Source organism: Ideonella azotifigens (assembly GCF_021043325.1).
Classification (GTDB): domain Bacteria; phylum Pseudomonadota; class Gammaproteobacteria; order Burkholderiales; family Burkholderiaceae_C; genus Ideonella; species Ideonella azotifigens.
The window spans coordinates 19,602-38,370 of record NZ_JAJNKD010000007.1 but is presented as its reverse complement, the minus strand read 5'-3'; the positions used below and the strand labels follow the sequence as shown (position 1 = coordinate 38,370).

The window sequence follows — 18,769 nt, the reverse complement described above, 5'->3', positions numbered from 1 at the left end:
CTCATTAAGCTCATTAGCCGAGCAATTTCTCCTCGCCACGCTGACCCCTTCGCCCTTCAAACGCTCGCCGCCCCCACCACCAACCGCCTCGCCAACGCCGTCCCATCCTCCCGGAACACATGCACGCTTTCCGGCGGCGCGACCAAGCGCAGCATGTCGCCCACCCGGAAGTTCTCGTCGTGGACCTTGGCGATGAGGGTGGCGTTGCCGTCGCGCAGCTTGGCGTGCACGTAGCCGTGTTCGCCGAGGTGTTCGACGTGCTGGACCTGGGCGGGCCAGCCGGTGTCCTGGCCTGGGGCTTCGCGCTGGGCCAGCAGGTGTTCGGGGCGGATGCCCAGCGTGGCGCGTTGGCCGGGTTGCAGGGCGCGGCCACCACTTTGACCGTCTACGCAGGCGAGCTGGGACTGGCCGGCGCAGTCCAGCAGCACGCGTTCGGCGTCTGCGGCGGCCACGCTGGCGTCCACGAAGTTCATCGCGGGTGAGCCGATGAAGCCGGCGACGAAGCGGTTGGCGGGGTGGTGGTAGAGCGTGAGCGGGGAGCCGACCTGGGCGATGCCGGGCTCGCCACGGGCGCCGGCGCCGGGCGTGAGCAGCACGATCTTGTCAGCCAGCGTCATGGCCTCGACCTGGTCGTGGGTCACGTAGATCATGCTGGCCGAGCCGATTTGGCGGTGCAGCTTGGCGATCTCCACGCGGGTGTTGACGCGCAGCGCGGCGTCCAGGTTGGACAGGGGTTCGTCAAAGAGGAACACCTTTGGCTTGCGCACGATGGCGCGGCCAATGGCCACGCGCTGCCGCTGGCCGCCAGAGAGCTGCTTGGGCTTGCGGTCCAGCAGCTCGTCCAGCTGCAGGATGCGCGAGGCTTCTTTCACGCGCGCCTCCACCTCGGCCTTGGGCAGCTTCTGCTGCTGCAGGCCGAAGGCCATGTTCTGGTAGACGCTCATGTGCGGGTACAGCGCGTAGCTCTGGAAAACCATCGCCACGTCGCGCTTGGCGGGCGGCAGCGCGTTGACGATGCGGCCGTCGATCTCGATCTCGCCGTCGCTCGCGTCTTCCAGCCCAGCAATGAGCCGCAGCAATGTCGATTTTCCGCAACCCGAGGGGCCGATGAAGACGACGAACTCGCCTGGCGCGATGCTCAGGTCGATGGCATGAAAGATGGAGACAGGCCCAAATCGCTTGGAGACGTTTCGGAGTTCGATGCGGGACATGAGGACGCGCTCCTTGCCAACTGGCTTTGTGGGACCAAGTGGCCAAAAAAGGCCTGATGCGGCGGCAGCAGGATGACCTGCGGCTCGTGGCTGCCGATGAAGCCGTGGCCGTTGACGGGGATCACGGCGGTGCCGGCGGGCAGTTCATAGCGCGCCGGCAGTGGCGAGAGGTTGAAGGCGCAGACGAGGTGCTTGGGTGTGTCGCCTTCGGCCGCCGGCAGCGCCGGTTCGCCAGCCTCGTGGCGCACAAAGGCCACGACCTGTTCGTGCGCCGGCAGCAGCGCCATCTCGCCGCTGCGCAGCAGCGGGTTGCCGCGGCGCCAGTGCAGGAAGCGGCGGTAGTGGGCGAGCAGCGACTGGTCGTCGCCTTCCTGGCGGTCCACCGCGTGCGAGAGGTGCGGCTCGGCGACCGGCAGCCAGGGCGTGGCGGTACTGAAGCCGGCGTGCGGCGCGGCGGCCTGCCAGGGCATGGGGGTGCGGCAACCGTCGCGGCCGGGGAAGTCCGGCCACATCTCCTTGCCATACGGGTCCTGGATGGCAGAGAACGGCAACTCGGCCTGGGCAAGCCCCAGTTCCTCGCCCTGGTACAGGCAGGGCGAGCCACGCAGCGAGGCCAGCAGGCCCAGCAGCACCGGCGCGATGCGGCTGGCTTCGCCCAGCGGCTGCCAGCGGGTGACGACGCGGTCCACGTCGTGGTTGTTCAGGCTCCAGCAGGCCCAGGCGCCTTCGGTGCTGGCGACGAACTCCTGCAGCGTGCTGTGGATGAAGGCCGGCGAGCACGGGTGGCCCAGCAGGTTGAAGGTGTAGGCCATGTGCAGGCGCTGGCCGCGGGTGTATTCGGCCAGGCGCTCGTACTGGTGGTCGTCGCCGATCTCGCCGATGGTCGCGGTGCCGGGATAGCGGTCCATCAGCGCGCGCAGGCGCTCCAGGAACGGCAGATTCTCGGGCTGGCTCTTGTCGTACACATGCTGCTGCAGCGCATACGGGTTGCAGTGCGGCACGCCCACGGCGTAGTGGCCTGCGGGCTGCGGCGGGTTGGAGCGCAGCTGCTTGTCGTGCACGTAGAAGTTGACGGTGTCCAGGCGGAAGCCGTCCACGCCACGCTTCAGCCAGAACTCGGCCACGTCCAGCACGGCCTGCTGCACGTCTTCGTTGTGGAAGTTCAGGTCCGGCTGGCTGCTGAGGAAGTTGTGCAGGTAGTACTGCTTGCGGCGCGACTCCCACTGCCAGGCGCTGCCGCCGAAGATGGACAGCCAGTTGTTCGGCGGCGAGCCATCGGGCTGCGGGTCGGCCCAGACGTACCAGTCGGCCTTGGGGTTGTCGCGGCTGACGCGGCTCTGCTGGAACCACGGGTGCTCGGTGGAGGTGTGGCTGATGACCAGGTCGATCAGCACGCGCAGGTTCAAGGCGTGCGCCTCGGTGACCAGCGTGTCGAAATCGGCCAGCGTGCCGAAGATCGGGTCGACGTCGCAGTAGTCGCTCACGTCATAGCCGAAGTCGCGCATGGGCGACTTGAAGAACGGCGAGATCCACAGGCCTTCGACGCCCAGCGAGGCGATGTAGGGCAGGCGCTGGGTGACGCCCGGCAGGTCGCCAATGCCGTCGCCGTTGCTGTCCTGGAAGCTGCGCGGATAGACCTGGTAGAGCGCGCCGCCGCGCCACCAGGCGGGGTCGGTACTGGATTGCTGCATGTTGGTTTGCGTGGGTGGGTCGGGGGAAAGGTTTTCAGCCTTTGACCGCGCCTGCCGTGAGGCCGGCGACGATGAGCCGCTGGAAGTACATGACGAGCAGGATCAGCGGCAGCGTGACCATCACCGAGGCGGCCATGATCGGGCCCCAGGGCAGCTCGTGGCCGCCGGCGCCGCTGATGAAGGCGATGGCCACCGGCACGGTGCGCTGCTCGGTGGAAATGGTGAAGGTGAGCGCGAACAGGAACTCGTTCCACGCGGCGATGAAGGCCAGCAGCCCGGTGGAGACCAGGGCCGGCCAGAGCACTGGCAGGAAGATGCGGAAGATGGTGCCAATGGGGCCTACGCCGTCCATGATGGCGGCCTCTTCCAGCTCCTTGGGCAGCTGCTTCATGAAGGTCACCAGCACCCAGACGGTGAAGGGCAGCGTGAGCATCAGATCGGCAAACAGCAGCGCGCCCAGGCTGTCGTACAGCCCGAACCAGCGCACCAGCTCGAACATGCCCGAGAGCACCGCAACCTGCGGGAACATCGAGGCCGACAGGATGCTCAGCAGCAGCAAACCGCGGCCGCGGAACGCCACCCGGCCCAGCGCCCAGGCCGCCGGCAGGCTGACCAGCATGGACAGCAGCACCACGCCACCGGCCACCAGCAGCGAGTTCAGCAGGTTGTGGGCAAAGGGCTGGTCGCGGAAGACGGTGACGTAGTTGAACAGCGTGGGCGCCAGCGGCACCAGCCGCGGCTCGAACATCTCGCTGCCGCGCTTGAGCGAGGTGGAAATGGCGTAGACAAACGGGAACACCGAATACGCGATGAAGACCGCCGCCAGCAGCCAGTAGCCCACGGTGCCAAGGCCGATCTTGCCGAAGGTGCGCCGTGGCGCCTGCGTTGCAGCGGTGTTCATCCCGAAGCCTTTTCAACGCGGCTGCGCATGGCCACCGCATAGGTGACGGTGACGACCGCGATGGTGAAGAACAGCAGCATGGCCGCGGCCGAGCCGACGCCGACCTGCTGGAAGTCGATCAGCTGCTCGCGCACGTAGACCGACATGCTCTTGGTCTCGCGGGCGTTGGAGGTCATCACGTAGATCACGTCGAACACGCGCAGCGCGTCCAGCATGCGGAAGATCATCGCCACGGCCAGGCCGGGCAGGATCAGCGGCAGCGTGATGTGCCAGAACACCGCCAGCGGCTTCACGCCGTCCACCCGTGCCGCCTCGTAGCAGTCGGACGGCACCATCTGCAGCGCAGCCAGCGTGAGCAGCGCCATGAAGGGCGTGGTCTTCCACACGTCCACCAGCACGATGGCGAACAGCGAGAGGTTCGGGTCCGCCGTCCAGGCCAGCGGCGCACTGAGGATGCCCAGCGCCACCATGTAGTGGTTCAGGATGCCGAACTGGTCGTGCAGCATCCAGCTCCACATCTTGGCCGAGACCACGGTGGGAATGGCCCAGGGCAGCAGCATTGCGGCGCGCAGCCCCGTGCGCAGGCGCGAGGGGTGGTTGATCAGCAGCGCCACGCCCAGGCCCAGCACGGTCTCGATGGCGACCGACAGCAGCGCAAAGCGCAGCGTGGTGAAGACCGACTGCCACCAGCCGGCGTCCATCAGCACGCCGTATTCGCCGAGGTAGTTGTCCAGCCCGATGAAGTGCCAGTCGCCCAGCTGCGAGAGCTGCGCGTCCGTCAGGCTGAACCACAGCGTGCGCGCCAGCGGCCAGCCGGCAATCACCAGCAGCAGCAGGAGCATGGGCGCGAGCAGCGCCCAGGCCCAGCGGCTGCGGTGGCGGGCAATGCCGCCGCCGTGCACGGCGGGCCGGGCGGCCGGCGCCGCGGTGGCGGCAGCTTGGGCTTTCACCGCGAGCTCCGTCACAGCTTCAGTTCCACTTGCCGCCGCGGCTGGTGCGGCCCAGAGAGGTCTCCAGCTGCGGCAGTGCGGCGGTGGCCTTGGCCTGGCCGGCCAGCACTTCGTGCGCGCTGTTCCAGAAGGCGTTGCTGACCTGGTTGTAGTGCGAACCGGTGACGGTGGCCGGGCGCGCGGCGGCGCTGGCGAAAGTGCCGTAGAGCTCGCCCATGAAGGGGTTGGCCTTCAGGACTTCCGGGTCCTTGTAGAGGGCCGGCATGGTCGGGTTGAACGAGCCCTTGATCGCGCGTTCCTTCTGCACCTCGGCGCTGGTCATGTACATCACCAGGTCCGCGGCAATCGCCGGGTTCTTGCTGTACTTCGAGACTGCCAGCTGGTGCCCGCCCAGCGCCGCGGCGCTGCGGCCGTTGGCGCCATTGCCCTTGGGCAGCACGGTGATGCCGACCTTGCCCTTGATCGTGCTGTCGGCCGCCTGCGAGAGCGCCCAGGCATACGGCCAGTTGCGCATGTAGACGGCATTGCCGGCCTGGAACACGCCACGCGATTCTTCCTCGGCGTAGTTCAGCACGGCCGATGGCGAGATGGTGCCGACCCAGCTGGCGGCCGTCTGCAGCGCTTCGGCGGCCTGCGGGTTGTTGACGCTGATCTTGCCGCTGGGCTCGACCACGCTGCCGCCACCAAAGCTGACCAGCCATTCCAGCGCATTGCAGCTCAGGCCTTCGTAGGCGCGGCCCTGCCAGACATAGCCCCACATGCGGTCGTTGCCGGCCTTGCGCTCGCCTTCCTGGATCAGCTTGGCGGACTTGGCCAGGTCGTCCCAGGTGACGGGCAGCGGCTGCTTGTATTTCTCCAGCAGGTCCTTGCGGTAGTACAGCAGGCCGGCGTCGGTGAACCAGGGCATGGCGACCAGCTTGCCGCCCACGGTGTTGTTGGCGACGATGCTCTCGAAGTGCTGCGACTGCGTGCCCTTGGCATACGGCGTCAGGTCGATCAGGTGCGTGCCCAGCAGGCCGGGCCAGACCACGTCGATCTGGAAGATGTCGATCTTGTCGGACTGCGAGCCCAGAATCTGCTGGTACAGCGCCAGGCGCTCGTTCGAGTCGGCCGGCGTGGCAACCACCTGCACCTCGTTGCCGGTCTTCTTGGCCCAGGCATCGGCAGCACTCTTGCAAAGCTCCAGCTCGTAGCCGATGGCGCCGCAAGAGATCTTGATCGACGCGGCCTGCGCCTGAGTGGCGGCCAGGCTGGCGACGAGGGCGAAGGCGGCCAGGGCGGCTGCGCGGGGGATGGTGTTCATGTCATGTCTCCTGTCGATGTGCGTCCTGCCGCGAAGGCAGTCGGGGCCGTGATCCGGCTCGGAGCACATCAGACTCGCCGTGCGTGAACGGCGAATTGCATTTGTTTCAGTGCGGCGCTGGCACCGGCTCGGCGAGCAATGCGGTGAGCGCGCCGCGCTCGAAGGGCTTGGGCAGCAGGCCCACGTCTTCGGGTGCCTCGAGGCGCGGCAGCACGGCCTCGAAGGCCAGGCCGGACATCAGGCACAGGCGCAGCGCCGGGTGGCGGCGGCGCAGCGCGTTGGCGACCTGCACGCCGTCCATGCTGCCGCCCAGGCACACGTCGGTCAGCACCACGTCGGGCAGTGGCGACTCGTCTGCCGCGCGCAAGGCGGCTGGCCCGTCGCCCACCGCCTGCACCTGCGCGCCAGCGCTGCGCAGCAGGTCGACCACGGTTTCGCGGAAGGCCGCGTCGTCGTCCACCACCAGCACCGACAGGCCTTGCAGCTCGCTGCCACCGGGCACGTCGGCCGCCTGCGGGGCGCCCGGCGGCAGCGCCTGGCCATGGCCGGCAGCGCAGGGAAAACGCAGCGTGAAACAGGTGCCCTCACCTGCCCTGCTGCTCACCTCGACCTCGCCACCGGACTGGCGCACAAAACCGTAGACGATGCTCAGCCCCAGCCCGCTGCCCTCGCCCGGCGCCTTGGTCGTGAAAAACGGTTCGAAGACCTTGCCCAGCAGATGCTCGGCAATGCCGCCGCCGGTGTCGGCAACGCTGATCTGCAGCGTCTCGCCACTGCCGTCTGCGCCGGCCGACAGGCGCTGCGTGGCAATGCACAGCTCACCACCTTCGGGCATGGCCGAGGCGCTGTTGAGCACCAGGTTCAACATCGCGTTTTCGAGGTGGCCGCGGTCGACGAAAAGCTGCGCCTCGGGGGCCTGCAGGTCCAGCTGCAGCCGGGTCTGCGGGCCGGCGCTGAACTCGATCAGGTCGCGCATCTCGTCGATCATCGCGTCGATGGGCACCCACTCTGCCGCCAGCGGCTGGCGGCGCGCAAAGGCCAGCAGGCGGCGCGTCAGCCCGGCCGCGCTGGCGGCTGCGCGCAAGGCGCGCTGCAGCCGCGGCCTGGCCTCGGGCGACAGCGTGGCCTCGGCTTCCAGCAGGTCCAGGTTGCCGATGATGGTGCCGAGGTAGTTGTTGAAGTCATGCGCCACGCCGCCCGTGAGCTGGCCCAGCACCTCCAGGCGCTGGGTGTGCTGCTCCTGGCGTTGGATGGCGCGCCGCAGCGTCAGGTCGGTCACCAGCGTGACGGTGCCGCCGTCGGGCATGGCCTGGCTGCGCAGGTCGAACAGGCGGCCATCGGGCAATTGCAGCTCGATGTGGTGGGCCTGCAGCAGCTCGGCCGCGTCGCCTGGATTGCCGCTCTGCCCCGGCACGCTCCATGCGGCATCGGCTGGCAGCGCCTGCATCAGTTCGTGGGCACGCTGGCCGGGATGCAGCGTCACGCCTAGCTGGCTGAACAGCTCGGCCAGGCCGGTGTTCCATAGGCGCAGCTCGCCGCCTCGGCCGAACACCGCCAGCGCGTCCGTCATGCTCTGGTGCACGGCGGCCAGCAGCGCACCCTGCGCCCGCAGGTCGCGCACCAGCGTCTGCTTGGCCAGCAGCGCATCGCGGAAGACCTCGAAGCTGCGGGCCAGCGCGCCGAGTTCGTCGCGCCGCAAGGTGATGGTGGCCGTGCGCTGGGCCAGCGGCGCGGTGTCGCCGCCGACCAGGCGTGTCATGGCCTGCGTGATGGTCTCGACCTGCGAGATGAAGCGGCGCACATGGCGCATAGCCAGCGCGGCGATCAGCACGCTGCCCAGGGCCAGCAGCAAAAGCGCGGCCTCGCCGGAGCGGATGGCCTGCTGCACCTGACTGCGACGCTCGGCCGCCTGGCTGCGCAGGCTGTCCACGTACTCGTCGACCTTGCTGCTGAGTTGATCCGCGTTGCCACGCGTGAGCACCACCAGGTAGGCGATGCGGCCTTCCAGCATCAGCTGGTAGCGGCGCAGCGCCAGCAGGTTCTGCGGGCCGAAGGCCAGGTCCAGCAGGCTGCGTTCCAGCGCGGCCGGCAATGGCTTGGCCAGGCCCGCGGCCTGCTCGCGGCGCGCGGCGATCCACAGCGCCTCGGCGTCGGCCTGCAGCTTGCCGATCTTCGCGGCGTCGCCGCCGCCCGCGCTGGTCACCAGCGTGGCCCACAGCGCGGTCACCGCGTTGGCGCCTGCAGCACCCGGGCCGTTGCCGGCCGCGGGCAACTGCTCCCCCAGGCGGTCCAGCTCGGCCACCTGCAGCTTCAGCTGCGCCTCGACCTGCTGCCGCTGGCCGGTCAGCTCGGCGAGCTGGCCCATGTCGCGCGTCAGGTCGATCAGCACGGTGCGCAGCGCCGGGCCCAGCGCGCCTTCGTTGCTCAGCGTGTCGACGCGCCGGCGCACCTCGGCGAGCAGTGCGTCCACCGCAGCCGAGTTTTCTGCGAGGTTGGCAGCGGTGCGGGACTCGCCAACGTTGGGCGCAATGGCGGCGAGCCGCGCTGTGCGCTGGGCCAGTTCCAGCGCCTGCGTGACGTTCGGCAGCAGCTCGCCCTGGAAGCCGACCAGCGCCCGCTGCGCGCTGCGCATGCCGTACCAGCCCAGCGAGGCCAGCACGATGGCGGCGGCCAGCAGCGCGACCAGCGCCGCCAGCAGCCGCGTGCGGACACGATCGCCCAGCCGCGGCGCCGCTTCGCTCACAGCGGCGTCACCAGCGCTTGAAAGAGGTAGCCCAATCCGCGCTCGGTGCAAATAAACTGCGGGTGGCGCGGGTTCGGTTCGATCTTGCGGCGCAGGCGCAGGATCAGCACGTCGATGGTGCGGTCGTAGACCTCGGTGTCGGCGCTGCGGGTTTGCTCCAGCAGTTCGTCGCGCGACCACAGGCGCTGCGGCTGGCGGGCCAGGGTTTCGAGCAGGCGGTATTCACCTTGCGTGAGCGCACACAGCTCGCCGGCGCGGCTGCGCAACTCGCGCCGGCCCAGGTCCAGCACCCAGTCGCCAAAAGCCAGGCGCGGGCTGTTGGACGGTGCCTGGACCTGTGCCGGTGCAGCGACGGCCGGTGCGCCGGCCTGCTCGTAGCGGCGCAGCACCGCGCGCACGCGCGCCACCAGTTCGCGCATGCCAAAGGGCTTGATCAGGAAGTCGTCGGCCGCAAGTTCGAGCAGCAGCACGCGGTCGGTCTCGTCGCTGCTGCCGCTGATCATCACGATGGGCACGCGCGAGACCTGGCGCAGCTGCCGGGCCAGCACCAGGCCGTCTTCGTTGCGCAGGCGCAGGTCCATCAGCACCAGGTCGTGGCGGTGCCTGGCCATGGCCTCGCGCATCTGCGCGGCACCGTCCACGCAGTCGACCTCGAAGCCGCTGCGGTGCAGCACGTCGTCCAGCATCTGGCGCATGTCGGCGTCGTCGTCGACCACCAGCACGCGCGATGGCGGCGTGGCGCCGAGCGACAGCGCACCCGCGGGGAACTCGGCCAGCGCCGCAGTGGGCGGACTTGCCATCATCTTGTTGTCTCCTGTCGCGCCTGGCGGCTGCCGCGGCGCGTTGTCTCGCTTGTTGCCTGTCACGCCGGCCTCTTCGGGCCGGGCCTGCGCTGCAGGCAAGCCTCACAGCTTGCCTGGGCTGGGTCGCGGCCTGGATGTCGTGCGTGTCGATTCTGCATTCACAAATGAAACATGCGAAGGACGGCTAAACAGCCCCGAGGCGGGCGCAGGGACAGGGTCTCCGGGTTTTCCACAGCTTCAATGCGCCCAATCTGATGGAAAGTGGGCGCACAGCGCACATTACCTCCCCACTGCGACCCTCGCCGGCCCAGACTCGGCGCATGGGACCCGCCCTGCCGAACCGCCTTGCCGACCTTGCGCTGCTGCCCGCCTCCGGGCTGGCCAGCGTTCGGCCGTTGATGGAGCCCGGCATGGCATTGCCTCCCACCGAATCTCGCGGCACTGCCGACATCGTCACCAGCCTGCAGCAAGGGCTGCGCGTGATCGAGGTATTCGACCAGGACCGGCCGCAGCTGACGATTGCCGAGGTCGCCCGCAGAGCCGACCTGAGCCGCGCCGCGGCCCGCCGCTACCTGCTGACGCTGGCCGAGATGGGCTATGTGAAGCACGACGGCAAGACCTTCGCGCTGAGTGTCAAGGTGCTGCGGCTGGCGCAATCGTTCATGCACTCGTCGCGCCTGCCACGCTTGCTGCAGCCGCAGTTGCAGGCGATTGCGGCTGCACTGCAGGAATCTTCGTCGGCCGGTGTCCTGGAAGGTGACGACGTGATCTCCGTGGCCGCCGCCGGCTCAGGCCGGCTGACCTCCAGCACGCTGCAGCCGGGCACCCGCGTGCCGGCCTACTGCACGGCCAATGGCCGGGTGCTGCTGGCCGCGCTGTCACCCGAGGCGCTGGACGCCTGGCTGCGCCGCCAGACCTTGCCCGCCCGCACGACCCACACGCTGGTGGATCACGACGCGCTGCGCGCCGAGGTGCAGCGGGTGCGGGCGCGCGGCCATGCGCTGGTGGACCAGGAATTCGAGCTGGGCTTGCGCACCGTGGCCGTGCCGCTGCGCAACTTCAAGGGTGAGGTCGTGGCCTCGGCCAACCTCAGCGCACATGCCTCGCGCATGCGCATGGACGAGCTGGCCGAGCGTGGCCTGCCCTTGCTGCTGCAACTGCAGGCGCAGCTGCAATCGCTGATCTGAGTCGACGATGGCGCGGCGGGCGCTGTCGAACGCACTGCTTCTGCTGTTCCCGCCACCATTGCCAGGAGCTTTGCCATGCCGCCCACCACCTTTCCCACGCGCACCCAGGTCGCCATCATCGGCGCCGGCCCGGCTGGGCTGCTGCTGGGCCAGCTGCTGCACAAGGCCGGCATTGACGCGGTGGTGCTGGAGCAGCGCAGCGGCGACTACGTGCTGGGCCGCATCCGCGCCGGCGTGATCGAGCAGACCACGGTGGACCTGCTGGAGCGCGCCGGCGTGGCGGCCCGCATGCACGCCGAAGGGCTGCCGCACGATGGCTTCGAGCTGTGCGTGGACGGCCAGCGCTCGCGCATCGACCTGCATGCACGCACCGGCGGCAAGCGGGTCACCGTCTACGGACAGACCGAGATCACGCGTGACCTGATGGCCGCGCGCGCCGAAGAGGGGCTGACCACGGTGTATGAGGCCACGAATGTCGAGGTGCTGGACTTCGACGGCGACACGCCGCGCGTGCGCTTCCAGCACCAGGGCCGGGACCATGAGCTGCGCTGCGATTTCATTGCGGGCTGCGACGGCTTCCACGGCGTGTGCCGCGCCAGCGTGCCGCAAAGCTCGCTGCGCACCTTTGAAAAGGTGTACCCCTTTGGCTGGCTGGGCATCCTGGCGGACGTGCCGCCGGTGGCGCATGAGCTGATCTACGTTCGGCACGAACGCGGTTTCGCGCTGTGCAGCATGCGCTCGGCCACGCGCAGCCGCTACTACCTGCAGTGCTCGCTGGAGGACAAGGTCGAGCAGTGGAGCGACCAGGCCTTCTGGGATGAGCTCAAGCGCCGGCTGGACCCGGCAGCGGCGGCCGCACTGGTCACCGGCCCGGCCATCGAGAAGAGCATTGCACCGCTTCGCAGCTTCGTCACCGAACCGATGCGCTTCGGCCGGCTGTTCCTTGCGGGCGATGCGGCGCACATCGTGCCGCCGACGGGCGCCAAGGGGCTGAACCTGGCTGCGTCAGACGTGCAGTTCCTGGCCGAGGCGCTGACCGAGCATTACCAGGAGAAAAGCGCCGCCGGGCTGGACGGCTACTCGGCCCGCGCACTGGCCCGCATCTGGAAGGCCGAGCGCTTCTCGTGGTGGTTCACTTCCCTGATGCACAGGTTCCCGGACAACGCCGGCTTTGGCGACCGCATGCAGCAGGCCGAACTGGACTACCTGCGCCAATCGGAGGCCGCGCAGACGGTGATGGCCGAGAACTATGTGGGGTTGCCGATGGTGGCCTGAAGCCACCCGGCGGTCAGTTCTTGCAGCCTGGCGTGCCGGACTGCGAGAACGAGTTGAACAACGCGCGCTGCTGGGCGTAGCCGTTGGTGTAGTCGATGAACTGCTGGAACACCGGCACCGGCTGGAACAGCGATGCGTTGGATGGTGCTTCGAGGCGCGGCAGCGTGTAGTCCTGCAGGCCGCCGGTTTGCGAAGTCGGCGTATGCTGGAAGCGGTCGGTGCAGGCGAAGTCGCCCGTGTCGCCGGCAGCAGCCGAAGTGCCACGGTCGGTCGCCTGGTAGATGCGGGCCATCTCGCCGTAGTTGCTGATGATGGCAATGTTCTGGTTGCCCTGCCAGACCATTTGCGGATAGGTGATCTGCGCGCCTGCCGAGGCCGGCACCAGCGTCGCGTACGGGCTCCAGGCGAGCGACTTGGCGTCGTAGCGCATGTACATCAGCGCACCGCCGTCGGCGAAGGCCAGGTGGATGTAGCCCTTGCCATCCAGCGCGGTGTTGAAGTGGCTGGACACTGGCTCGCTGTCTGGCGGGTTGGGGCTGGTGTAGAGGGTCTGTGCCGCGCTCCACGGAGTGCCTGCATCACCCTTGACGGGCCGCTCGGACCAATACATGGTTTCATGCACCGTGAAGACCATGCCGACGCCCGCGGGGGTCAACACCAGGCGAGCGCTGCGCTTGACCTGAGGAGCAGGCGCGGTGGCGTCCTTCGGGCCGAACTGCAGGCCGGTGTTGTTCCACTTGGTCTTGCCGGGCTTGCGCAGGTGCAGCACGATCACCGACTTGCCGTCCGCGCTGTCCGTCTCGACAAACGCGGCCCAGGTGTTGCCCTTGGTGTCGGTGACAAAGCTGGGGTTCGCGCCGCTGGTGGTGGCGCTGCCGCGCGGCAGCGTCTGGATCGCGCCAGCCGCAAAGCTGCGTTTGCTGCTGTCGTACGGGAAGGTGACAAAACGGATGTCACCGCCGACGGTGTCATAGATGACCGACAAGCTGGACGTCGCGCTGTCGTAGTAGCCGTCCGACACATTGCTGGCACCGGTGCCGTTGAGGACCTGCTGCTGCTGCCAGGTGGCGCCAGCGTCATGGCTGGAATACAGGGTCAGCGAATTGTTGCCGGACTGCTTGGTGTGGTTGATCAGCACGTGAATGCCGCCATCGGCCGTCTGCCACGAGTGCTCCTGGTGGCGGTACGAGATCATGCGCTGCGACAGGCTGGTCAGGCTGGTGACCGTGCTGGTGGTGGTGCCAGCCTGTGCCGCCAACGATGCCAACGAAACGGCCAGACCCAACGCAAGCCCACTGGCCATGCAACGCAGGCGGCGAACGGGGTGGGGCGACACAGCGCGGGAAGTCTTCAGGCGATACATCTGTATTTACTCCAGGACATGGGGCGACTGGAATGCTGACATGCATGCATCATGCCGGCCAGCCCACAGCCAGGGGATGAGTGGCCTGACCGGGCCTTGCCACCCGAAAAAGCGTGACAAACCTCTCACCGCCTGAAACCGCGCGCCAGACGGATCCATTGCACCCGCATTGCAGGCGCAGAAATGCAAAAGGCCAGCGCAAATGCGCTGGCCTTTTTTTGTGTTGGTGCCCAGGAGAGGACTCGAACCTCCACGGAGTTACCCGCTAGTACCTGAAACTAGTGCGTCTACCAATTCCGCCACCTGGGCTTTGCTGACAAAGCATTGCTGCTTCCCGGCAAGCCTCGCACTATAGCATGTTCCAGCCAAAGTGCCAAAAATTCTAATGTGGGAAGATTTCACGGAGCATGCTGGAATCGAACCCTGTCCGCGCACGTCTTGCGAGGACTGCACTTCAGAGGCCCGTCGCCATGCCCCAACTCCACCCGCTCGCCGAAGCCCTGGTCGCCGCCCATCGCCACCACGCACTGCTGTCGCCCGCCGAATGGACCGGCCAGCCGGCCGATGCCGAAGCGGCCTACGGCCTGCAGCAGCAGGTGGGCGACACGCTGGGCTGGTGGCCGGCGGGCAGCCTGCCGCGCAGCTGGAAAAGCGGCGGTCCGGGGCCGGATGCCTTGCGGCATGCGCCGCTGGGCGAGAGCGGCGTGCTGCAGGCCGATGGAGAAACGCTGGACTGGCGCGCCCGCCCCTGGCCTGGTGCCGCGCTGGAAGCCGAGATCGCACTGCGGCTGGGCCAGCCGGTCACACCGGCCATGGCCGCAGAGGTGGACGAAGCCAGCGCGTGGGCCCTGCTGGACGGCCTGGCCGTGGCGGTGGAATTCGCCGCCTCCCGCTGGGCGAGCGCCGCCAGCGCCGATCAGCAGCTGGCCGACGGCCTGTCCCATGGCGGCCTGGGCCTCGGGCCATGGCAGGCACCCGCGCCGCGCAACTGGGCCGCGCAAGCCTTGGCGCTGACCCGCAGCGGCGAGCCAGCGCAACCGTTCACGGGCACCCATCCGCTGGGCCATCCCGGCGCGGTGCTGCCGGGCCTGCTGCGCCACCTGACGCGCCACGGCGCAAGCGCGCCCGCCGGCACGCTGGTCACGACCGGCAGCTGGAACGGCGCGCTGCAGGTGGCCCGCGGCCAGCAGGTCACGGTTGCCTTTGCTGGCTTGCCACCGCTGACCGTGCTGCTCTGATCGAACCCGCGACGCGACAGCGCAGCCGGCGCCGGGCCGCCCCAAGACGGCTGCGCAACCCGCCCGGCGGGTGGCTGGCGTACTCGCCAGACCGGGTGCCCCATCTACGGTTTGATGTAGGCGTAGCCCTGGATCTGGAGTTTCGCCAGGCGCACCACGCCCGAGGGCGTGAAGTCTGCCTCCTGCAGGAACTTGTCCTTGGACAGGCCGCGGTTCTTCAGCGTGATCTCGCAGACTTCGAAGTGCACGCCGCGGTTGTGCAGCGCGGCGACCAGGCCTTCGTAAGGCGCGCCGGTCTTGTCCTTGGCGCCTTCCATCAGGAAGTCGACGCCGGTGGCCAGCGTAACCACGGTGATCTGCGCCGTCGGGTCGGCGTCCAGGTGGTTGCGCACATTGCGCAAGGCCTGCAGCGCCTGCGACTCGGTGTCGCCCACGTGGTAGACGACCTTGTCGCCTGCAGGCGCGCTGGCCGGTACGGCGGCGACAGACTCGGCCGCGCCGGCTTGCATCGGCATGCCCGCGGCCACGGCCAGCAGCAAGGCGACCATCCAGCGCCTGGGCCCGCCGTGCGAGGCAGGAGGCTCTGCGCCATTCAATCCGTGAAACGTCGCTCGTGTGGACTGTTCTTGCATGGGGGCCATGAGGAAGTGGGTCAAAAAGACTAGGCGCTTGTCGAAAGAACGTCAAGCAGGTTGAGCCACACCCGGTCTTCACCGGCTGGGCACTCGCATGAGATTGCCAACCAAACTGCCGTTCAACTGAACCCGATCTTCGGCCTCTGTGCATGGCTGCACCGGGGCCGTTTTGCTTGCAGCGAGGCAGCGGTAGGATGCTTGCAGCTGGCGATGCGCTGTTGGCTGTCCGCCCGCCCCCGGCCTCCGGGCTGTTTACGGAGCTTCGATTTGTTCCGCGTCCTGCGACTGTTGCTCCGCCCTTCGCACGATCTGCAAGACCTGCGGGCCTGGCGTACCCGCGTGCTGGACACGCTGCTGACCGTGCTGCTGCTGCTGGGCAGCTTGATCGCGCTGCCCAGCGCCTGGCTGGCCTGGCGCAATGGCTTGTGGCCGGTGCCGGTGATGGATGCGAGCTTGCTGGGCCTGCTGGCCCTGCTGCGCTGGCGCAGCAACTGGCCACTGGCCGGGCGGGCCTACCTGTTGATGGGCTTGGTGTTCGTGCTGGGCATGGGCCTGGTGGCCCTGGTTGGCCCGGTCAACCTGATCTACCTGATGGTGGTGCCGGCGCTGGCGGTGCTGTTGTGCGGCATGCGCACGGCCGCGCTGGCCTTGCTGCTGAACGTGCTGGGCCTGGTGACCCTGGGCGGGCTGGCCCAATGGCTGCCGCTGCCAGGCCTGAGCTCGGTCGACTTCGTCACCTGGCTGGTGATGATCGCCAACTTCTGCCTGGCAGACGGCACCTTGGTGCTGGCGATTGCCGCGCTGCTGGCCGGGCTGGAGTCCGCACTGGCAAGCCAGCTCAGCGCGCTGAGCGCGATGCGCAACAGCCAGGCCCAGCTGAAGGCGGCCGCCGAGGCGCACCGCGTCAACGAGGAAAGCTTTCGCCGCATCGCCGCACAGATGCCGGGTGTGATCTACCAGTTGCGGATGAAATCCGACGGCAGTTACCGCTTCCTCTACGTCAGCCCCGGCGTGCGCGAGCTCTACGGCATCGAGCCCGAGCAGGTGATCCTCGACAGCCAGGCCCTGGCCCGCTTTCGCCACCCGGACGACCGTGACAGGGTGCTGGCGCAAATGCAAGCCTCGCGAGCGGCTGGGCTGGACATCGAGATGGAGTACCGCATCGTGCTGGCCGACGGCACCGAGAAGTGGATCCACCTCCAGACCTCCAGCGCCCAGCAGGACGAGCACGGCATGATGCGCTACGGCCTGATCGTCGACATCACCGAGCGCAAGCGCACCGAAGCCCGGCTGCGCGAGAACGAGGAGCGCTGGAAGCTGGCCCTGGAAAGCACCGGCGACGGCGTCTGGGACTGGCACGTGCAAACCGGCGTCGAGATCTTCTCGCGGCGCTTTCGCGAGATGTACGGCTACAGCGAAGCCGAGCTGCCAAACCGGGCCGACGCGATGGACGGCCGCACCCACCCGGATGACCTGGCCTCGTTGGAGCGCGCGCGCGAAGACCATTTCGCCGGCCGCACGGCCAGCTATGTGCACGAGCACCGCGTGCGCTGCAAGGATGGCAGCTGGAAATGGGTGATGAGTCGCGGCATGGTGATCGCCCGCGACGAGCAAGGCCGGCCACTGCGCATGATCGGCACGCACACCGACATCACGCGCTGGAAGGAATCCGAGGCGCTGATCTGGCAGCAGGCCCACTTTGATGCGCTGACCGGGCTGCCGAATCGCCGCATGCTGCGCGACCGGCTGGAGCAGTCACTGGCCCGCGCCGCTGAGGGCGGCCAAACGCTGGCCCTGATGTTCATCGACCTGGACCACTTCAAGGAGGTCAACGACACACTGGGCCACGCGCAGGGTGACGAGTTGCTGCTGGAGGCGGCACGCCGCATCGGCGCATGTCTCGGGCCAAAGGACACGGTGGCCCGCATGGGCGGCGACGAGTTCACCGTCGTGCTGCCGGCGATGCAGGACGCCGCACGCGCGGAGGCGGTGGCTCAGCAGCTGATCCACAGCCTGAGCACGCCCTTCCAGCTGGGACATGAACGCGCCTTCATTTCGGCCAGCATCGGCATTGCCTGCTACCCGGCCGACGCCCAGGTCATAGACGAGCTGCTCAAGCATGCCGACCAGGCCCTCTATGCCGCCAAGGACGGCGGGCGCAACCGCTTCAGCCACTTCACGCCTGCGCTGCAGGAGGCGGCGCAGACCCGCATGCGGCTGGCGACCGATTTGCGCAGCGCGCTGGCCGAGGCGCAGTTCCGGGTGCACTACCAGCCCATCGTCGATATGGCCACCGGCGAAGTGCACAAGGCCGAGGCGCTGGTGCGCTGGCAGCATCCGCAGCGCGGCCTGGTCAGCCCGGGCCTGTTCGTGCCCATTGCCGAGGCCAGTGGCGTGATCGTCGAACTCGGGGACTGGGTGTTTCGCCAGGCCGTGCAGCAGGTGGCAGCCTGGCGCGTGTCGCACGACCCGCGGTTCCAGATCAGCGTCAACAAGTCGCCGGTGCAGTTCCGCAGCGCTGCCGGCACCGCGCAGGCCTGGGCCCGGCACCTGGCCGACCAGGGCTTACCGGGCGAGTGTGTGGTGGTGGAGATCACCGAAGGCCTGCTGCTGGAGGCGGACAGCCATGTCTTCGAGCAACTGGCCCACTTGAAGCAGGCCGGCATGCCGGTGTCGCTGGACGACTTCGGCACCGGCTATTCGTCGCTGTCCTACCTGCAGAAGTTCGACATCGACTTCCTGAAGATCGACCAGGTGTTTGTGCGCGGGCTGTCGGCCACGTCGAAGAACATCGCGCTGTGCAAGGCCATCATCGGCATGGCCCACGAACTGGGCATGAAGGTCGTGGCCGAGGGCGTGGAAACCGAAGAGCAGCGGCAGCTGCTGCAGGCGGCCGGCTGCGACTATGGCCAGGGCTACCTGTTCGCCAGGCCCATGGACGGTGAATCCTTGTCGCGCTGGCTGGCCGAGACGGAAGGTGTCTGCCCAGCCAAATGAAGGCAGGCGCTCACTTCAATTCACGATGCCGGGACGACGCGGCCAGGTCCGGGCAAGTCCAGCGCAAGAGCTCGGCCAGGCGCTGTACCACCCAGGCACCCTCGCCTGGCTGCAAGCCTGAGGCCGGCTGTTGCAGCGCCTGCAGGCAGCGAAGCAGCACATCGTCTTCCGCCAAGCCATCGTCATGGTGCAGGCCTTGCGCACTGCTGACCAGGTGGCCGGCCAGGTCCTCGCAGAGTTCATAGCGAGTGCGCACTTCGTCCATGGGCACCGTCAATCGGCGAGCGCGGTGCGAGGACGCACCACCATACAGGGCTAGAAAGCTGTCTGGCAGCGGGGTGAGTTGATCTTCGGACACAGTGGCTTGGTGGGCAGCAAAAGCAATGGCCACTGTCGCACGAGATGCCTCGGCCGGCCACACGGCTGCCGCATTCCCGGGCACCGGAACAAAGCGTCAGTGAAATCAAGGGCT

General features: G+C 68.2%; 14 protein-coding genes and 1 tRNA gene. 4 read left to right on the top strand and 11 right to left on the bottom strand.

The window, feature by feature from the left end; all coding sequences use genetic code 11:
* Positions 1 to 56: 56 nt before the first annotated feature.
* From LRH25_RS16020 to LRH25_RS15990, 7 genes are all read right to left on the bottom strand, one after another.
* Positions 57 to 1,211: an ABC transporter ATP-binding protein gene (locus tag LRH25_RS16020; RefSeq protein WP_141288667.1), complete on the bottom strand. Its 1,155-nt coding sequence runs from the start codon at positions 1,209 to 1,211 to the stop codon at positions 57 to 59.
* Positions 1,139 to 2,902, bottom strand: a complete 1,764-nt coding sequence (locus tag LRH25_RS16015; RefSeq protein ID WP_231011632.1) for an alpha-amylase family glycosyl hydrolase — start codon at positions 2,900 to 2,902, stop codon at positions 1,139 to 1,141. Before LRH25_RS16015 ends, LRH25_RS16020 begins: the two co-directional genes overlap by 73 nt.
* Before the next feature lie 34 nt (positions 2,903 to 2,936).
* On the bottom strand, positions 2,937 to 3,803 hold the full coding sequence (locus tag LRH25_RS16010; protein WP_141290646.1) for a carbohydrate ABC transporter permease: 867 nt from the start codon (positions 3,801 to 3,803) through the stop codon (positions 2,937 to 2,939).
* Positions 3,800 to 4,753, bottom strand: coding sequence for a carbohydrate ABC transporter permease (locus LRH25_RS16005; protein ID WP_231011630.1), 954 nt, complete (start codon positions 4,751 to 4,753; stop codon positions 3,800 to 3,802). The genes LRH25_RS16010 and LRH25_RS16005 overlap by 4 nt, the downstream gene beginning before the upstream one ends.
* 19 nt (positions 4,754 to 4,772) lie before the next feature.
* Positions 4,773 to 6,056, bottom strand: a complete 1,284-nt coding sequence (locus LRH25_RS16000; RefSeq protein WP_141291899.1) for an ABC transporter substrate-binding protein — start codon at positions 6,054 to 6,056, stop codon at positions 4,773 to 4,775.
* A 106-nt stretch (positions 6,057 to 6,162) separates the two neighbouring features.
* Positions 6,163 to 8,799, bottom strand: coding sequence for an ATP-binding protein (locus tag LRH25_RS33115; RefSeq protein WP_231011629.1), 2,637 nt, complete (start codon positions 8,797 to 8,799; stop codon positions 6,163 to 6,165).
* Positions 8,796 to 9,602 (bottom strand): response regulator, encoded by an 807-nt coding sequence (locus LRH25_RS15990; RefSeq protein ID WP_231011627.1) that lies wholly within the window; start codon positions 9,600 to 9,602, stop codon positions 8,796 to 8,798. The genes LRH25_RS33115 and LRH25_RS15990 overlap by 4 nt, the downstream gene beginning before the upstream one ends.
* Positions 9,603 to 10,012: 410 nt before the next feature.
* On the opposite strand from LRH25_RS15990, the gene LRH25_RS15985 reads away from it, so the two are divergent.
* Entirely contained in the window at positions 10,013 to 10,789 is a 777-nt protein-coding gene (locus LRH25_RS15985) for an IclR family transcriptional regulator domain-containing protein (protein ID WP_231011626.1), read from the top strand.
* 75 nt (positions 10,790 to 10,864) lie between these two features.
* On the top strand, positions 10,865 to 12,064 hold the full coding sequence (pobA, locus tag LRH25_RS15980; RefSeq protein ID WP_141289507.1) for a 4-hydroxybenzoate 3-monooxygenase: 1,200 nt from the start codon (positions 10,865 to 10,867) through the stop codon (positions 12,062 to 12,064).
* A gap of 13 nt (positions 12,065 to 12,077) precedes the next feature.
* Here the strand turns inward: pobA and LRH25_RS15975 are convergent, their stop codons facing one another.
* The gene (locus LRH25_RS15975; RefSeq protein WP_231011625.1) at positions 12,078 to 13,367 is read right to left on the bottom strand and encodes a hypothetical protein; all 1,290 of its coding nucleotides are present in this window, start codon (positions 13,365 to 13,367) and stop codon (positions 12,078 to 12,080) included.
* Positions 13,368 to 13,651: 284 nt separating this feature from the next.
* Positions 13,652 to 13,736 (bottom strand) — tRNA-Leu (locus LRH25_RS15970).
* Between the two features lie 161 nt (positions 13,737 to 13,897).
* Here LRH25_RS15970 and LRH25_RS15965 point away from each other — a divergent pair.
* Positions 13,898 to 14,665 (top strand): fumarylacetoacetate hydrolase family protein, encoded by a 768-nt coding sequence (locus tag LRH25_RS15965; RefSeq protein WP_231011624.1) that lies wholly within the window; start codon positions 13,898 to 13,900, stop codon positions 14,663 to 14,665.
* A 104-nt stretch (positions 14,666 to 14,769) separates the two neighbouring features.
* Here the strand turns inward: LRH25_RS15965 and LRH25_RS15960 are convergent, their stop codons facing one another.
* The gene (locus LRH25_RS15960) at positions 14,770 to 15,174 is read right to left on the bottom strand and encodes a DsrE family protein (protein ID WP_231011783.1); all 405 of its coding nucleotides are present in this window, start codon (positions 15,172 to 15,174) and stop codon (positions 14,770 to 14,772) included.
* A 414-nt stretch (positions 15,175 to 15,588) separates the two neighbouring features.
* Between LRH25_RS15960 and LRH25_RS15955 the strand changes: the two genes are divergently transcribed.
* Positions 15,589 to 18,297, top strand: coding sequence for a putative bifunctional diguanylate cyclase/phosphodiesterase (locus LRH25_RS15955; RefSeq protein WP_170200720.1), 2,709 nt, complete (start codon positions 15,589 to 15,591; stop codon positions 18,295 to 18,297).
* Positions 18,298 to 18,307: 10 nt separating this feature from the next.
* Here LRH25_RS15955 and LRH25_RS15950 read toward each other — a convergent pair whose 3' ends face one another.
* Complete coding sequence (locus tag LRH25_RS15950) at positions 18,308 to 18,562, bottom strand: hypothetical protein (protein ID WP_231011620.1); 255 nt, start codon at positions 18,560 to 18,562, stop codon at positions 18,308 to 18,310.
* Between the last annotated feature and the right edge of the window lie 207 nt (positions 18,563 to 18,769).